Genomic DNA, 16,855 nt, shown 5'->3' on the forward strand with positions numbered 1-16,855 from the left:
CTCTAAAGAAACGGTGCTTTTATGCGGCTGCTAAACCTCGAACAAGGCATTCAACATCATACGCAGGGCAATGAATAGTGCAAAGGCCGCAAAAATGCGTTTTAGCCATTTGGTATTGATTTTATGCGCCACCAGCACCCCCCAACGGGCGCTTATCATGGCAGGAAGAGCCAGCGTTAACGATGCCGTTCCATCCACAAACCCAACTGAAAAAGGCAACAAAGACACGCCCCACCCTTGGGCCACGTACCCCAGAATCGCGGCTGAAGCCGTAATGATGATGGTTCCGGCCGAAGTGCCTGTAGCAACCGTCATGGGCATTTGCAAGAAACGATGATAGGCGGGTACGAGAATGGTACCACCCCCAACACCCGTAAGCGCAGATACCAGGCCGGAAACCCCGCCAATGGCCATTAATAAACCTTTGGGGCGATTGTTCTCGGGCAGTGCCTCACTGTTCATCACTTGAGGCTTATACGCCAGCATCCGCCAAACAACCAACAGCAAGACACTTCCGAAAAACAATTGGAACACCCGTTTGTTGTACCAGTGTTGTGTAGAAATCACGGCTGTAATAACCAGCACTACCAACGCACTAACCAATCCGGTAAAGAGTGCCACAGGCCACCTCAAAGCGCCCAGCCGATATTGCGTATAAGCACTGGAGAATGTAGCAATGAGCACGGTGAGTAAACTGGTTCCCAATGTGAGGGGCAGCACCGCAGTTGACGGAACACCTATGGCCTGAAAGTATAACAAAAGAACAGGCGCAAAAATGATTCCGCCGCCGATCCCCAGTAAGCCGCCTATAAAGCCGCCAAAAAGTCCGGCAACAACCAAAAGGATGAGGTGGAGTAAGGTCATAAAAGCCTGTTTTAGGTTTTATGGGAGGGGATTTTGTGCGCTGAACGCCACATCGCCAAACGTTCACCGATACGCCTTTCATATCCCTGGTCACTGGGTTTATAGTAGTACGTGCCCTGTAGTTGGTCTGGCAAATATTGCTGAGGGACAAAATGATCCCGGAACGCATGTGGATAAAGATACCCTTTACCATGTCCCAACCCTTGGGCATCTCGGTTGGCATCTTTCAAATGGTTCGGGACATCGCCCGATCGTTCGTTCTCGACGGCTGCCAGTGCCTCAAAAAAAGCCATAGTGGTATTGCTTTTTGGAGCCGTTGCCAGATATAAACAGCATTCGGCCAAATGAAAGCGCCCTTCGGGCATTCCCACATAATCGAATGCCTGAGCCGCTGTTACGGCCATTCGGAGTGCATTAGGGTCTGCTAATCCTATATCTTCTGCTGCAAAAATGAGCATTCTCCGGAAGATAAACCGTGGGTCCTCGCCCGCATACACCATCCGCGCCATCCAATAGAGGGCGGCATCGGGATCACTGCCCCGTAGCGACTTGATAAAGGCGGAGGCAATGTCGTAATGGGCGTCTCCTTCTTTGTCGTAAAGAACCGCCCTTTTTTGAATACTTTCTTCAGCCACAAGCCTATTCACCGAAATGGTGTCTTGCTCATCGGGCAGTGTGGTTTCTACCGCCAACTCCAGTGCATTGAGTAAACTTCGTGCATCACCATTCGCTGTATCCACCAAGTGATGGGCGGCTTCTTCGTCTATCTGAACTTTCTTGCGGCCATAGCCCCGTTCCGGATGCGCGAGGGCCTGAGCCAATACACGGTGGAGGTCTTTGTTTTCAAGAGGCTGTAATTCAAATATCCGTGAACGACTTACTAAGGCTTTATTGACTTCAAAATAGGGATTTTCGGTTGTTGCACCGATTAAGACGATGGTTCCATTTTCCACATGAGGGAGCAGGGCATCTTGTTGTGATTTATTAAACCGATGCACTTCGTCCACGAAGAGGATGGTACGTTTCCGTTGGAATTTCAGGCAGTCTTTGGCAGCGTCTATGGCTTCGCGAATCTCTTTAACACCCGCCAAAACGGCATTGATGGCCGTAAAATGTGCCGAGGTGGTATTGGCGATGATGCGGGCGAGTGTGGTTTTTCCTGTTCCCGGAGGCCCGTAGAAGATCAGCGAGTGGATACGATCGGCTTCGATGGCCCGACGCAGCAATTTCCCCTCTCCAAGGATATGGCCTTGCCCCACAAACTCCTCTAATGTTTGCGGACGCATTCTATCGGCCAATGGCGCCATCCGTGCTCGGTGTTGCTCGGCAGCAACGTCAAATAAATCAGACACGTCTTTCGTTCGTTGAAACACCCTAATCTAAGACAAGTGGCGGCATTTTCGGCCAAATCTCCAAAAATATGTCGCATGATGAACAAAAAAATCCTCCAACTACCAAAAGGTAACGGAGGATGGTTGGTTGCCAAGGTCTGTATTAATCACTGCCTGAATCGGGCTATTTGACCAATATCATACGGCGCGAGAGAATGCGCTTTCCCGCTTGTAACCGATACATATACATACCACTGGCCCATTCGTTTGCGGCCAATGTTACCACATGATTGCCTGCTGACAAAGGCCCATTAACCAAGGTGGCGACTTCTTGGCCTAAAACATTATACACCTTAAGCGTAATATTTTGCCCCTTTTCCAAAGAAAATCGGATTTGCGTGGACGGATTAAATGGATTCGGGTAGTTTTGTTCCAATGTAATGGCATCAGGTAATTCTGCTTCCTCATCAATTGGAACAGAGGCTCCGCTAAACTTCAGATCGCTTATGGTAATGTTATATGGTTGAGGTTGAACACCATTCCCCAGAACCCGGAAAACAATCATTTCTAAGTCGTTTCCTGTAAAAACACCTCCCCCACTGCGCGTTAGCTTGGTAAGATCAATGGTAAAAGTACGCGGTACACCTGTAAGGGTCAGGATACCTGTACGAAATTGATCCCAATCGTTACGCATACCCGCCTTAAAGAATTCTACTTGGAAGGTTCCTGTACCCGAGGCCGTGAATGATGCCGTCTTGTACTGTTGGCGTGCTATATCTAATGCCTGACGTCCGGCCTTGGTATAACGGAACAAACTCACCCAGTCGTTTGTCGAGGTTCCGGGTGTATAGCCGGAAAGTGTTGCAGGGCGCTCCAAGGACAAGGTACCCGCCTGAGGTGTATAGGAGGGCTGGGGACTGATAACATACGACTGTACCGCATTCAAAGGATGGTAGTAGCTCCATTGCCCATCCGAAAGATACATTTCGTCCCGGCCTACGCCTGTGTTTGGGACTAAGGTAAACGAGGCGTCATAAAACACACCGCTGGGGACGTTAAGCGTCTGGGTTTCTAAGCCGGGGTTCAATGTGAGGGTAAAAGAACGATTGGCCCATTGATTGGGCGACTTGGTTTCTACATCACGGTAGGTCATGTTGATGGTGACGCTGTTTGCACCAGCGGTATTGGCAAGATTCAGCACCATCTGGCCATTGCGATAGACCGCAGATTGTACATACACCTCTGGAACCCGATTGGTGGTATTCAGATAGGTGGCGTTCCGGCGTTGTGAAACAATATTGCCTATGATGGTTTTGACAAGTGTTGTGGCTGCCGGAATGCTTGCCGCCCACACCTGGAAGTTCAGGACACGGGTGGTTCCAGCCGGAATGACGTATTCCATCCGTGTAAATCGGCTATCTATGGTTGCGCCCGCTGTGGTTTCATAGGCTACAAAAGAAATGGCATAGTCCACCTTCCCATCCGGCTGGCTCAGTTTACCCAATACAAATGGACGGTTTTCAATCATAATCATCTGTACTTCCGAAAGATACGCGCCACCGAGTCGGTCACAAACATACTTGGTGTGGTCGTACAGTTGGGTTCCAGAATCTATCGCGAGGACAGACCCAAAGCGGAGTGCATTCCCCGTCAAGTAGTCTAAACTATAAATTTCGCGGGCATTGGTAATTCCGGATTGTGCCAGCCAAGTAGGGGAGACGACTTTCCCAAATGTGTTTTCCGGACCAACCGTTGGGACATAGGGCTGTAAAACACTAACAAACGAGGTTGTATGGTACGGGGCAAGACTAGCTGTTTCTGCAAGGTTTATAGCAGGTTGCATCAGAGGCAACCAATCTCTATTGAGCCATGCCTCAGCGGCTTCGGAGGTAGTGGAGATTCGACGGAGGCGTTCCTCGAAATCGCCAATGGAAATGGCAAATGATTGTGTACCAGAAGACTCTACCCCTCCATTTTCGCCGCTGGAGGTTTCATTGGCAGCAACCGAAGAAGTAGCCTGCACCGTGCAACTTTCGCTCGTAGTGGCCGTGGCCGTCAGAACAATGGGCTCTTTCGCCGTAGTGATTACCTGCGACCGGATTACAAGGGTTACCGTAGCACCAGGGGCAAGCGTACCAATATACCACTCACCCGTTGCAGCATTATACGTTCCCGACGAAATGGTGGGCGTGGATACAAACGAGAGCCCCACAGGTAATTTATTGAACACACGAACGCCCGTTTGTGTACCTAAACTGCTATTCGTGAGTGCAAGCGTAAAGTCCACCCGCTCATTTATCTGTGGAATCGCATTATTGTTTACCTGAGACATCAGCAAATTACACGGCTGCTGAATACTCCCTACTTTTATGGTTGTAACATTGGTATTGTTAATTGGGTTTTGGTCGTTATTCGCCAGTGAAACACCCGATGAGATGCTCAACATGGTATTGGCTGCTGCATTTGGTGAGATACCTACCGTTATTTGCAACGAAGCGGGGGTTCCGGCGCCCAATGACTGGGACGCAAGTTGAACGGTTCCGCCATACATTCCAATACCTGGTTGCGAAACCAGTGACCAGCCTGCTGCAAGGGTTCCCAACCCTTTGTACTGTACTTCGGGCGGCAAATTGATGTTTAACGCCAGATTCTGAGCCATGCCGGGGCCATTATTCAGCACATTAAAGGTCTGGGTGACGGTATCGCCCGGCTTGGCATTTCCAGAAGAAATGGTGGCGCTAAGCACCACATCTACATCTTGTTGCAGGATACGCGTGATCAACTGTGCATTGGCCGTATTGTTTGCTACATTGCCATCCGTCTGATCACTTTTAAAAACACTGGCCACATTGGTAATCACCTGTCCATCTACCACATTGGCACTGACCGACGTCGTCAAGGTGAGTGCCGACGATGAACCCACCGCAAGGCTACCCACATACCAGATACCATTTTCTTTATTATAGGTTTGTCCGGCAGTGTGCAGGATATAGGTTACACCCGCAGGTAAAATGTCTTGTACTTGTACCCCACTGGCGGCATCTGGCCCATTATTGGTGACCGTAATGGTATAAGACACATTGGTGCCTGGGGTCGGTTGGGCATTGGTAACTGTCTTGATGATGGCGAGATCTGCCTTTTGAACCACCGCTTCCACAATCACTGTGCGGATGGCCGTTACCGCTGCATTGTCCACATCGGTGACGGTGAGCACAAGCGTATAAGTGCCAGGCGCTCCATAAGTATGCTTGACCGAAGTGCCTTGTGCAACAGGGGTCCCATCGCCAAAATTCCATGAATAGCTCAATGCATCGTTCCCTGGATCACTGGCCACTGCCGAATAGTTTAATTCACGACCAGACTGGCCTGTAAAGTCTCCGGTGATATTACCGATGACAGGTGGAGCATTGAGCACATTGATCGCAAAGACTTGCTTGGTCACCTTTGCACCATCGGTCACTTCCAAGGTGATGTTGTTGGTCCCTTCGTTCGCATCGGTCGGAGTACCACTCAGGGTGGCCATCCCATTTCCTGTAGCAACGATATTTAACCAAGCGGGTTTAGACGATCCCGTAACATTGAGCGGATTCCCGTTTCCACCGATCGTGGTTATCAGGTATGTGTACAAAGACCCTTCGGTGGCCGTTGTAAGAGGGGTGGAAGTAAAAGTAGGAGCATTGCTGATCCCGACCACCACGGTTCGTGTTTCGATGGCCCGCCCCCCATCTGGATCGGTTACTGTTAGGGTAAGGGTGTAACTACCAGGATTATTGTAGCGATGGCCAGCATCTGTCAAATCCACCCCAGCGGAGATTGGGGTTCCATCACCCCAGTTCCAAGAAAAGGTCAACTCGTCTTTTCCGGCGTCGGTGGCAACTCCTTTAAAAGAAAGCAATACACCCACATCACCTGTAAAACTTCCCGTCAACGACGTTATGACAGGTGCCATGTTTAGCACGGAGACCTCAAAACGCTGCTCGGTAGAACCCCCTTTACTGTCAGAAACCGTGAGGACGATTGGATAACGGCCTTCATCTGGATCAAGTGGATTTCCAGTAAGTGTCGCTGTTCCGTCGCCGTTATCGCGAAAAGTCATCCAAGAAGGTTTTTGGCTGGCAACAATGGTTCGCGCATCATTATTGCCGTCGGTCGTGGTTATGGCATACGAATAGGAACTCCCCTCATTAACAACCGTGACGGGTGTACTGGAGAAGACGGGTGGAGCGTTGACTGTCCCGATTGTCACGGTTCTGGTGTCTGTGGCCGTTGCGCCATCGCCATCGGTTATGGTAAGGCGGAGCGTATAAGTCCCCCCAACGGTCCACATATGGGATACATTTTTCAGGTCAACGGCTTGTTGCGCAGGTGTACCGTCTCCCCAGTCCCAACGGTATGTGAGGGCATCGTTACCGGGGTCACTGGCCGTTGCCACAAAGTTCAGGGATTGTCCGGCGGTACCAGAGAAATTTCCGGTGAAGGCCAAGATCATGGGTGGTGCATTTTGTACAGTGATCTCAAAAGATTGACGTTCAGAAGATGTCCCGTCGGAGACCTGCAAAACCACCGCGTTCGGACCTTCATTCAGGTCTAAGGGCAACCCTGTTAGCGTAGAGGTTCCATTGCCTGTAGCCGTTAGGGTTAGCCATACAGGCTTGGTGAGGGCCGTAATTGTGAGTGCGGCGCCAGTATCCGGATCGGTTGCAGAAATGGTATAAATGTAATTACTCCCCTCGGTGGCCGTCAAAACGGGTGTGCTGGTAAACCGAGGCGTACTATTATTGGTACCACTTACGGTAATGTTTTGTGTCCGTGAAGTAGCGCCCCCTTTGCCATCCGTCACAGTTAGTTTCAGGACGAAAACCCCAGCAGTGGTGTAGGCATGAGATACATTGGTTAAAGGAGAACCACTTTGAAAGGGCGAGCCATCGCCAAAGTCCCAGGTATAGCCTAACGGATCATTGCCTGCATCGGTGGCGGTTCCTGTAAAAGACATGGTCGCTCCAACGGTTCCAGAGAAATCTCCGGCCAAATTGGTGATGACGGGGGCTGTATTGTTCACCGTAATGGTAAAGGTTTGCTCCGCACTAGCCCCTTTGCTGTCTTGTACACGCAAAGTGATATTGGCCGAACCTGTTTGTGAACCATTCGGGGTTCCCGATAGCGTGGCCGTTCCATTTCTATTGTCTGTAAGCGTGAGCCAGACTGGTTTCGAGGGAGCTGTAATTGTCCTCGTATCCCCATCCCCATCATTGGTCGTAATAGCGTAAGAATAAGGCGAACCTTCCTGAATGGTCAATGGGGCATTACTGGTGAATACAGGCGGCGAATTGGTACTACCGATGGTTACTTCTTGGGAACGGGTCGTCGTTCCGCCATCCCCATCATTAACCGTAACACTGAGCGTATATTTGCCCGAAGCGGTGTAGGTGTGGGTGAAGGTTGCACCACCCGTTTTTGCACCGGAACCATCACCAGGATTCCAAGAGTAGGCGAGCGCATCATTACCGGGGTCCGTCGCATTCACGGTGAAGGAGAGTGGGGTACCTGCAACACCGGAGAAAGCACCTGTAACCGAGGAGATGACGGGTGCAGCATTGGCCACCACAATGGTAAACGTCTGGTCTGTGGTGGAAGAACCATCGGTAACCCGTAAAACCACCGAATGACTGCCTTCTTGTGCATCTGTTGGATTTCCCGTCAGACGCCCAGTTCCATTGCCCGTTGCGGTAAAGCTTAGCCATGCGGGCAATGTCGGTGCGGTAATGGTGCGCGTATTGCCCGATGTCCCTGTCGTATTGATGTCGTAGGCATAAGCGCTTCCTTCGGTGGCAGCTGTAACGGGCGTACTGGAAAAGGCCAGTGTCGTACCATTTTCCATCACGATTAGTGCCGATAGAAAATATGGCGAAAGTGTATATTTAAAAGTGGCGTTTCCGGATGGGTCAGATGAAAAAGTGGCCTTCACTGCCGATTCAGGATACTCTTTATTCGTGGCCTTGTCCCAAATCCGGAACCGCATGGCATCCCCATTGATCATTCCGTCTTGTGTAGGCGTAGCGGATTTGTCCGAATCTTCCGATACCATGATTTCTAAAAGCGAGGTGGGGTCATTTTGCCAAACCCCCACCCCTGCACACACACCGTTTGGGGTGAAAACGGCAATTTCGCTACCAGCAGGAAGTCCTGCTCCATTAACACCCAATTGGGCACTAGACGAGACCAAGACCGAAACCTGGCGCAAATTGGACTTACAACCCGTAAAATGGGTTTGTGCATAAGCGGGCATGGCCGCTGATAGCCATAGTCCCAAAGCCCAAAAAAAAGTTGTTAATATATGTTTTTTCATATCACAAAACGGGGTGGGTAGTCCAGATGAAACAAACAAATGCACACTGCTAACGTCGGGATTAACTGAAAATTTCATGCCGAAATTGGCCAAGAGAACTGCACAATGTCCGTATTCTTCGGTTTAGAGGTCAGAAGAATTTGTTTCGTTTATTCCAAAATGATTTGTGGGGCGTATAAGTTTTTGAATTTTAAATGGGTTAGTTGTAGGTGTCGAGGCATAGCCCTTCCCCAATTGCACGGCTCCATAGCAATGGAACTGGGCTTGTCAGGGCATAACGGCCAAAACGATAACGAGTTGGGTAGTTTTTGCGTAATGTGTGAAAGGCCATAGCCCGTGTATCAGGTGGTAATGGTATCAACGCACGAAACCGCGTATCATCAGACGGAATATCGTACATGGCTTGAGAAAGATTTTGTAAATAAACAATCTCCGTAAATGCTTCTGCTGGTATATCAAGTGTAAACAATGGAGGCGTTTCTTGCCGGATGATTTCTGATTGTTTATCATACCCGAAAAAGTTACAAAAAGCATGATAGATCATCTCGGAGCCTTTTAATTTGCCATCATAAGAATATCCAGCAATGTGGGGCGTTACAAGGTGACCTCTCGCCGCCAAGTCGAGGTTAAAATTTGGTTCGTTTTCCCAGACATCCAGAATGGCCGCCCCCACCAATCCGCAATCCAAACCGTCGGCCAATGCTGCTTCGTCTATTACGCCGCCACGGGAAGTCTGGACAATCCATCCCCCTTTCTTGAGCCATTGTAAGTTATTTTTATGGATAAGTTTATAAGTTGGGAACGGCCCATTCTTCGTGAGAGGTACATGAAACGTCACCACATCCGATTGCTGGAGCAAGTCCTTTAGGGCTGTCCAAGGGCCGAATTCGTGGCGCGCGCGTATCGGATCGTTTTGCAAGACCGTGCATCCAAGGGCCTCCAAGCGCGGAATCAGCCGACGACCGATTTCGCCCACCCCCACCACCCCCACCGTTTTTCCCCTAAGTACCGTGTTATGCCGAACCGCAAGGTGCAAAAGCCCCGCCAACACATACTCCACCACCGATTCAGCATTGGAACCCGGTGCGTGGGCAAAGCCAATTCCCTGCTTTTTTAACCACGCCACATCCACATGATCGGTTCCGGCGGTTGCCGTAGCCACAAATTGTACCCGGCTTCCTTGTAGGAGCGACGGATTTATCGGGGTGACACTTCGTACCAAGAGTACATCGGCCTCGCGAACCACTTCGGGGGTGATCGCTTTGCCCGGCAAGCGCTTTAGTTCACCCCAATCTCCGAAGAATTGGTTTAAAAGCGGGATATTTTCGTCTGCAACGATTTTCATGGCCTATATTGTTAACGAGATTCTCTGTAACATGCTTTGCCATTACAGAATGGTATATGCTACGGAAAAACGTATCGGTGATTTTTGAAATTCCATGCCTGCTTCCCGTCCACATCTCCTGATTCACGATTATCCTGGCCACGCTTTCCCCATAGACCTGAGCCGTGCATTGGCCAAACGCGGGTATCCTGTAACCCATGTTTATACATCGGCAGTAGAAAGCCCTCGCGGAACATTGGTAAGCGATACACCTGGATTACGGGTGATCAATTTAGGGGAGGGAGAGCCACCCGTCCAGAAAAAAAAATTATTCAGAAGACGTTTTCAAGAAGCGGCTTATGGTGATGCCGTAACCCAATTATGCGACAACCTTCGTCCAGACCTGATCTTCTCGGCCAATACGCCTTTGGAGGCCCAGCGTAAAATCCTTGCTTGGGCAAACCAACACCAAATTCCTTTTGTCTTCTGGCTCCAAGACATCATCAGCATCGCCGCCAAAAGCATTCTGGCCCAAAAATTAGGCCCTATCGGCTCGATTGTTGGATGGTATTATGGACGTTTGGAGGCGGCCATGCTGCGTCGTTCACAACATGTGGTGGTGATTGCAGAGGATTTTCAGGACATCATTGCAGACTGGGGCGTGCGAGATGAAAACATGACCGTCATCCCGAATTGGGCACCCATAGACCATATTCCGGTATTGCCGCGGCACAACCCTTTTTCAGAAAAATGGAACATGCACGAACGGTTTGTCGTGCTGTATTCGGGCACACTGGGGCTAAAACACAATCCGATGCTCATCGCCGATGCCGCCACCCGCTTAAAAAACGAGTCCGACATTGTGTTTCTGGTTGTCTCCGAGGGCGTAAGTGTGGATATTCTGCACCATGCAAAGGCAGACAGGCAGTTGGATAATTTGGTACTTTTGCCATTTCAACCGTTCGAGGCATTTCCCCAAGTACTGGCAACAGCCGATGTCATGCTGACGCTTTTGGAACCAGATGCCGGCATTTTTAGTGTTCCCTCTAAGGTTTGGTCGGCCTTTGCAGCTGCACGCCCATCCATTTTGGTTGTGCCCGAAGTAAATTTGGCGGCCAAAATTACCACCCGCCATCAAACAGGTCTTGTACTGGGAAATGCCGATGCAGACAATCTGGCAACGGCCATTTTAGACATGCGAAACCATCCGGAACGCCGCCAGGTGATGGGTCAAAATGCCCGTGCATATGCCGATGCCCACTTCCATATCCCCCAAATTGCCGACCAGTTTGAGGGATTAATCCAACGGTTCATTTGATCAAAAAACCTTCTCGAACATGCCGTATTCCTTGTCTTTCACCCCACCCAGATTGATCGCTGCGTTCACCATCGGCTTATTTGAATCCAACAACCACGACATTTCTGAACCATCATAGCCATTTTCGGGGCCGTATTTTACGATGGCATGGTTCACAATGGCGTCAAATCCTTTCCCCTGATGTTTGAGCCGAACACCCATCAGCAAAGTGCGGCCATCATGGATCATACTTCCTTTGCCGGGTCTTCGGTTTCGTAGGATCAAAGGCAGCCCTTGCACAATACTTCCGCGTTTAACATACCGCAATACTTGGTTGAGATCCGGCAAGGTAATAGAAAAGGCCACAGGTTCGCCGTCCAACTCAAGGATAAAGACCACTCGTGGATCCACGATAAGTTTCAGAAATCCGGCCAAATGCTTAAACTCGTTATCGGTCATAGGCACACTTCCCCAGTTATTAGACCATGCCTCGTTATAGATTTCTTTCACAATCTGTGCGTCTCTGTCGAAGTGCTTCATGTCTAAAGTCCGAAGTTTTAAACCCGGATACCGTTTGTAGAGCAGACCAATCATCCGCTCCAATTTATCAAAGTTTGCCCGGTACTTGTGGTGAATGTAATAGGCCCACATCGTCATCACCCGCTCAAACCCATATTCCTTCAGGAAACCCTCATAATATGGTGGATTATAGGGCATCATGACCGAAGGACGGCGGTCAAATCCATCCACCAACAAACCAGCTGTGTCATTAATGGTTGGGTTTAGTGGCCCACCCATCTTGGTTAACCCCTTTGCCCGAAGCCATTCTTCGGCGGCTTTAAACAGGGCCTCCGCCACGGCATAGTCCTCTACCGATTCAAAAAAGCCAAAAAAGCCGCTGCCATCCTGATATTTCTCCTGGTACGAGCCATTGATAATGGCTGCAATCCGCCCCAAAATATTTCCAGACGGGTCTTCAGCCAAAAAGCATTGTACTTTCCCGTGTTCAAAAAAAGGATTCTTTTTGGGACTGAGGGTTTCTGCTTGGTCCATTCTGAGCGGCGGCACCGCATACGGATAGTCCTTCTCGTTATAGAAATCATACACGAAGTCTATGAAGCGGTTCATATCGCGCTTAGACGAAATAGGACGAACGACAAAATTGGGCATGATTCAATGTCTATTAGGATCGGTTTCTAAGGGGTTGTTAAAAATTAATTTAAGACATTAGAACCCTTTCACCTAAGCCGCTTGAGTTTTCTTTTCCAATCTTAACGTGAGGTTGAGGACAGTGGGAGTAAAAAATAGCGTTTTTGACGCAATGGGACGTTTTTTTATGAGGCCGTAATGTAATTCGGCGCACTGCTGATAAAAATGTGAGGCTTGTTAGGCAGGTAGCGGATTCTAAATCCGCTTTGGTATGCAATTAAGGCGCACACCATTATGAACAAAACCATTCTCTACTTTACGATGACGGGTATGCTCTAAATCAAATACCGAAGTCAAAAGGTCATTCACCCCCACGCTTTTTCATCAAGGTAACGTCATTGAGTGCCACAAGCACTTTTGACTTCTGCATGTTTTTACGAGGTTTTACTAGTAGATGCAATCCTTGGTCGTAAAACGTAGAAAATAATATGGTCTGATATCCTTTATCCCCATAAGTGATGTTGCTTTATGATAAAAATGGAGATCGTATGTAATGATGTATGCCCAAGAAAGTGGCCTCTAAAAATGGAGATAGTGCGATCTGACTATCTTTTCCATTAGAACAAAACGGGTAGCGGTTATGGAACAGGTTGTATGTATGGGGTTTGGTTTTAGGGGTGGGCTTGTCGGATCCACGCGCCCGCTACCACATCGGCGTCTTCATAGAGGACTAACGACTGTCCCGGCGTGATGGCCGAGCGGCTTTCCGAGAAGACCACCCGCAGTTCATCGTCGTCGGTTTGCCAAACAGTCGCTGGAGCGCCCTCATCTTTGTAGCGGATTTTTGCGGTTACGGCGTGTTCTTCGTAGAGGTTGGCATATTTCACAAAGTTCACTTCGCGGGCCACGAGTGCTTTTTGCAATAATTCTTCCTTCGGGCCAATAAAAACAGTATTTGTCTCTGGCTCAATGCGTGTGACGTAAACGGGTTCGCCAAGGGCAATATTAAGGCCCCGCCGTTGCCCGATCGTGTAAAACGGATACCCTTCATGTGCGCCCACCACTTGGCCATCCGATCGCTTAAAAAGCCCTTTGCCAATTGCTGCAACCGCTTCTGGATTGCGCCGTTTCAAAAAACCACGGTAGTCATTGTCGGGAATAAAACAAATTTCATACGAGTCTTTTTTGTCTGCCACCCGAATTAGGCCATACTCCCGTGCCATTTCGCGGATGGCAGGCTTGGTGAATTGGCCCAGTGGGAAGATCGAACGTGCCAACTGCTCCTGTGGTAACCCCCAAAGGGCATAAGACTGATCCTTGTTTTGGTCTAATCCTTTATATAGAATCCATCGTCCGGTTTTTTGGTCTTTTCGCACATTCGCATAATGTCCGGTGGCAATAAAGTCGCAATCCAAATCGTCTGCACGGCGTAACAAGGCCGTCCATTTGATGTGGGTATTGCACAAAACACATGGGTTGGGTGTGCGTCCTGCCATATAATCTCCCGTAAAACGGTTGATCACCCAATCTCCAAATTCCTCACGGATGTCCACCACAAAGTGTGTAAAACCCATTTTGATGGCCACGCCCCGTGCGTCGTTCATGGAGCCGATGGTGCAGCAGCCCACTTCTTTTTTTGGGGCTGTTGTCAGGCCGCTGGAGGCATAATCCCACGTTTTCATGGTGATCCCCACTACTTCGTAGCCTTGATCGCGCAAATAGGCCGCTGCCACCGAGGAGTCCACGCCCCCACTCATGGCCACCAAAACCCTTCCATTTTTACTCATGTTCTTGTTTTGCTAAGCATTATATAAACAGCGCATTTGAACACCGCCGCTCGCGCTTCGTTCCAAAGCATCGGTCTGGTTTTTAGAAAATTTCAGGTTCTTTTTGGGCCTCAGCCCTTGCGAATTCAAGCGAAACACCTTAGACTCCCTTTTTATGCTTTTCCTCAATTGGTCTTCCAAACCTATGTGTATGCGCTCTTTTTTCTGGCTTCCTCTGTTTCTGGCATGTATTGGGTCTGCCTGTACACCAGCCGAAAGCCCCGACTCTGCTGTTAAGCCCTCCATTGCGGCGTCTTTACCGGAAAACATCCATTTCTCTGGGGATATTGATGGCCGCCTGCCCATCGCCATGAAACTCCGTCGGGTGGGACAAACTTTAAGCGGAACCTACCAGTACCTCCGAAAAGGGCAGGATTTGCAGTTGCAGGGAGACATTCAGGGTTCTGGTATGCGCCTCTCGGAGTTTGACGCCTCTGGGAAACAAACCGGAACTTTTTCGGGCGAAATCCGGAAGGATGAAGTGATTGGAACATGGACAGGCAATGGCCGATCGTTGCCGTTTAAACTCCGTTTAGCGCAAAAAACTGCTCCGACAAGGCTGGCCCCGACAAGCGCCGTGGAAATGAACGCGCCTTTGGTGACCAAACAAGAAGAGGTACGGAAAGGCAGGGGTTATACCGCGAAGATGGCCTATCCACAACTGAGCGGAATGAAAAATACGGTCGCACAATCTCGCGCAAACCTTACGCTAAAGGCCGTCATTAAACCGCTGGTGGATGAATTTGTCCGCGACTCCGAGCAAAATCCGCCAGATGAAAGGAGTGGCGTACAGGTATATGAAATGGAAATTTCCTACAGCGATATCTGGGTTACGCCACAACTCCTTTCGGTGCAATATGGGGTTTATGTGTACTCAGGCGGGGCACACGGCAACCATTTTTCTAAAACACTAACCATTAACCTTCAGACGGGCAATCCCGTTCACTTAGACGAACTGCTTAAGCCCGGATTTCTGAAACCCCTGTCGCATCTGGTGCGCGAGGAACTTCGGAAAGATGCGCGGTTGGCGGAAAATCCCAACGATGAGTGGTTTATAAATGGAACGGCACCCACTGCCGATAACTATCAGAATGTGGTTCTAAAAAGCAATGGCTTGCTCGTACAGTTCGATCCATATGAAATTGCCGCTTTTGCCCAAGGCGATTTTGAGGTATTGATTCCATATAGCGCCTTTCGCGACTGGATTAAAGTGGGCGGCCTTCTTGAAAAACAGCGGTAGTCATGGCGAAGAGGTATTGGCGGCGGCTTTTGCGATCCATCATATATGGATTGAAAAGCGTTGCGGGGTCTTTGCTACCCACTTTAAACTTAGCATAGGATTTGCAGGCGACGAATGGGGAAACAATTAATTTGGAGCGGTTTAAATTTGTTTTTTTATGAAAATCGTTGTTCTTGCCGCACCCAGTGGCTCCGGCAAAACCACCATTGCCAAAGCACTTTTGGCGCAATTTCCGCTGATGCGCTTTTCGGTCTCGGCTACAACACGAGAAAGAAGGTCTTACGAGCAAGATGGGCGAGATTATTTTTATTTGAACGAGGCGGACTTTCGGGCCAAGATTGCGGCAGGGGCGTTTGTGGAATATGAAGAAGTGTACCCAGGGCTGTTTTATGGCACCTTACGTTCCGAGATAGAGCGTATAGCCACCTCTGGTATTGCCTTGCTGGATATAGATGTGGAAGGTGCGCAAAACGTAAAGACGCTGTATGGCGATCATGCCCTCACGTTGTTCATTAAACCACCGAGTCTGGAGGCATTGCGTGAACGTTTGGTGGCACGTGGAACCGAGACGGCGGAATCGTTGGAGCGCCGCCTGAAAAAAGCTGCCTACGAAATGTCCTTTGCCGATAAGTGTGATGTGGTGATCCTAAACGATGACCTGAATATGGCTGTAGCCGAAGCAATGGCCCATGTACACCAATTTCTGGCTCGTAAAGCCGCCAAAACCTCCTGAAAAAAGGCTAAAGGTTTTTCCGATAACCCAAAAAATACCATAGATAACCAATGCCATAATACAATAATATTATTCAAAATAACGTCTAAAGAGGTTGCTTTACCGTATCTGTATAATGTAATGAATACGTAGTTTACAAAATAAATTTTACTTTATTCATTAACAATAACTCCTTTCTGATTTTTATCCATCCGTTTCTATCAAATATTTTTGCACAATCTGTGCTTTCTTAAACCAGTGGAAGATACCGCTCCTCAATGGTTCTGAAGTGCCATCTTTGGTGTCCCGCCAAAATAAAACCGATGGAATGAACCGAATAAGGGCCTTTGAATCCTTCTCCAATGCGTTCCCGCATTTCACTATCAAAACTTTGGAACAATAAAAGGGTGGCTTTGCGTACAGCAAGGGCTTCTTCGAGTAGGTCTTCGAGGCTTCGTTGGGTGGCTTTGGCCATTTTGCCATAGCCGTCTTCGTCGTATGACTGTACCTCTTTTTCGCCGCGTGCAAACGACAAGGCACGGTAACAAAACACCCGCTCGGTATCAATAAGATGTTGTAATATATCTGGAATCGTCCATTTTCCAGGTGCATAAACAGCCTTCCCCACTGTTTGCCACGCCTCTAACGGTGCTTGTTGGAGTTCATCGAGGCTGGTCTGCAAGGCCTGTTCCACCGTCACCTCATCGGTCATATTGATGTACCGATCAAAATAGGCGGGCATAGGATTCAGTTGCGATCTGGTCAT

The 16,855-nt window shown here is 49.1% G+C and carries 10 protein-coding genes; 3 read left to right on the forward strand and 7 right to left on the reverse strand.

All coding sequences use genetic code 11. The features are described from left to right. Window positions 1-30 precede the first annotated feature (30 nt). The 4 genes from JNN12_04965 to JNN12_04980 form a co-directional block, all read right to left on the reverse strand. Window positions 31-864, reverse strand: coding sequence for a sulfite exporter TauE/SafE family protein (locus tag JNN12_04965; protein ID MBL7977672.1), 834 nt, complete (start codon window positions 862-864; stop codon window positions 31-33). Between the two features lie 11 nt (window positions 865-875). After that, entirely contained in the window at window positions 876-2,216 is a 1,341-nt protein-coding gene (locus JNN12_04970) for an AAA family ATPase (GenBank protein ID MBL7977673.1), read from the reverse strand. A gap of 163 nt (window positions 2,217-2,379) precedes the next feature. Continuing rightward, complete coding sequence (locus JNN12_04975) at window positions 2,380-8,541, reverse strand: PKD domain-containing protein (GenBank protein MBL7977674.1); 6,162 nt, start codon at window positions 8,539-8,541, stop codon at window positions 2,380-2,382. A 199-nt stretch (window positions 8,542-8,740) separates the two neighbouring features. Beyond that, window positions 8,741-9,886 (reverse strand): 4-phosphoerythronate dehydrogenase, encoded by a 1,146-nt coding sequence (locus tag JNN12_04980; protein ID MBL7977675.1) that lies wholly within the window; start codon window positions 9,884-9,886, stop codon window positions 8,741-8,743. 94 nt (window positions 9,887-9,980) lie between these two features. Here JNN12_04980 and JNN12_04985 point away from each other — a divergent pair, with 94 nt between their 5' ends. After that, window positions 9,981-11,183, forward strand: a complete 1,203-nt coding sequence (locus JNN12_04985; protein MBL7977676.1) for a glycosyltransferase family 4 protein — start codon at window positions 9,981-9,983, stop codon at window positions 11,181-11,183. On the opposite strand, the gene JNN12_04990 is transcribed toward JNN12_04985, so the two are convergent. Together JNN12_04990 and mnmA are read right to left on the reverse strand one after the other, a co-directional pair. Continuing rightward, the gene (locus tag JNN12_04990) at window positions 11,184-12,332 is read right to left on the reverse strand and encodes a hypothetical protein (GenBank protein MBL7977677.1); all 1,149 of its coding nucleotides are present in this window, start codon (window positions 12,330-12,332) and stop codon (window positions 11,184-11,186) included. It lies immediately after the preceding gene. 650 nt (window positions 12,333-12,982) lie between these two features. Beyond that, window positions 12,983-14,098, reverse strand: a complete 1,116-nt coding sequence (gene mnmA / locus JNN12_04995) for a tRNA 2-thiouridine(34) synthase MnmA (GenBank protein MBL7977678.1) — start codon at window positions 14,096-14,098, stop codon at window positions 12,983-12,985. A 190-nt stretch (window positions 14,099-14,288) separates the two neighbouring features. On the opposite strand from mnmA, the gene JNN12_05000 reads away from it, so the two are divergent. Then, complete coding sequence (locus JNN12_05000) at window positions 14,289-15,377, forward strand: DUF3298 and DUF4163 domain-containing protein (protein MBL7977679.1); 1,089 nt, start codon at window positions 14,289-14,291, stop codon at window positions 15,375-15,377. A gap of 157 nt (window positions 15,378-15,534) precedes the next feature. Continuing rightward, entirely contained in the window at window positions 15,535-16,110 is a 576-nt protein-coding gene (gene gmk, locus JNN12_05005) for a guanylate kinase (protein MBL7977680.1), read from the forward strand. Window positions 16,111-16,339: 229 nt separating this feature from the next. On the opposite strand, the gene JNN12_05010 is transcribed toward gmk, so the two are convergent. Beyond that, window positions 16,340-16,855, reverse strand: coding sequence for a DinB family protein (locus JNN12_05010; protein ID MBL7977681.1), 516 nt, complete (start codon window positions 16,853-16,855; stop codon window positions 16,340-16,342).

The organism is Bacteroidetes Order II. bacterium (assembly GCA_016788705.1).
Classification (GTDB): domain Bacteria; phylum Bacteroidota; class Rhodothermia; order Rhodothermales; family UBA2364; genus UBA2364.

Coding starts and splice junctions, on each gene's coding strand:
- JNN12_04985 (MBL7977676.1), top strand. CDS start 9,981: ATGCCTGCTTCCCGTCCACATCTCCTGATTCACGATTATCCTGGCCAC.
- gmk (MBL7977680.1), top strand. CDS start 15,535: ATGAAAATCGTTGTTCTTGCCGCACCCAGTGGCTCCGGCAAAACCACC.
- JNN12_05000 (MBL7977679.1), top strand. CDS start 14,289: ATGCGCTCTTTTTTCTGGCTTCCTCTGTTTCTGGCATGTATTGGGTCT.
- JNN12_04990 (MBL7977677.1), bottom strand. CDS start 12,332: ATGCCCAATTTTGTCGTTCGTCCTATTTCGTCTAAGCGCGATATGAAC.
- mnmA (MBL7977678.1), bottom strand. CDS start 14,098: ATGAGTAAAAATGGAAGGGTTTTGGTGGCCATGAGTGGGGGCGTGGAC.
- JNN12_04980 (MBL7977675.1), bottom strand. CDS start 9,886: ATGAAAATCGTTGCAGACGAAAATATCCCGCTTTTAAACCAATTCTTC.
- JNN12_04965 (MBL7977672.1), bottom strand. CDS start 864: ATGACCTTACTCCACCTCATCCTTTTGGTTGTTGCCGGACTTTTTGGC.
- JNN12_05010 (MBL7977681.1), bottom strand. CDS start 16,855: ATGACCAGATCGCAACTGAATCCTATGCCCGCCTATTTTGATCGGTAC.
- JNN12_04975 (MBL7977674.1), bottom strand. CDS start 8,541: ATGAAAAAACATATATTAACAACTTTTTTTTGGGCTTTGGGACTATGG.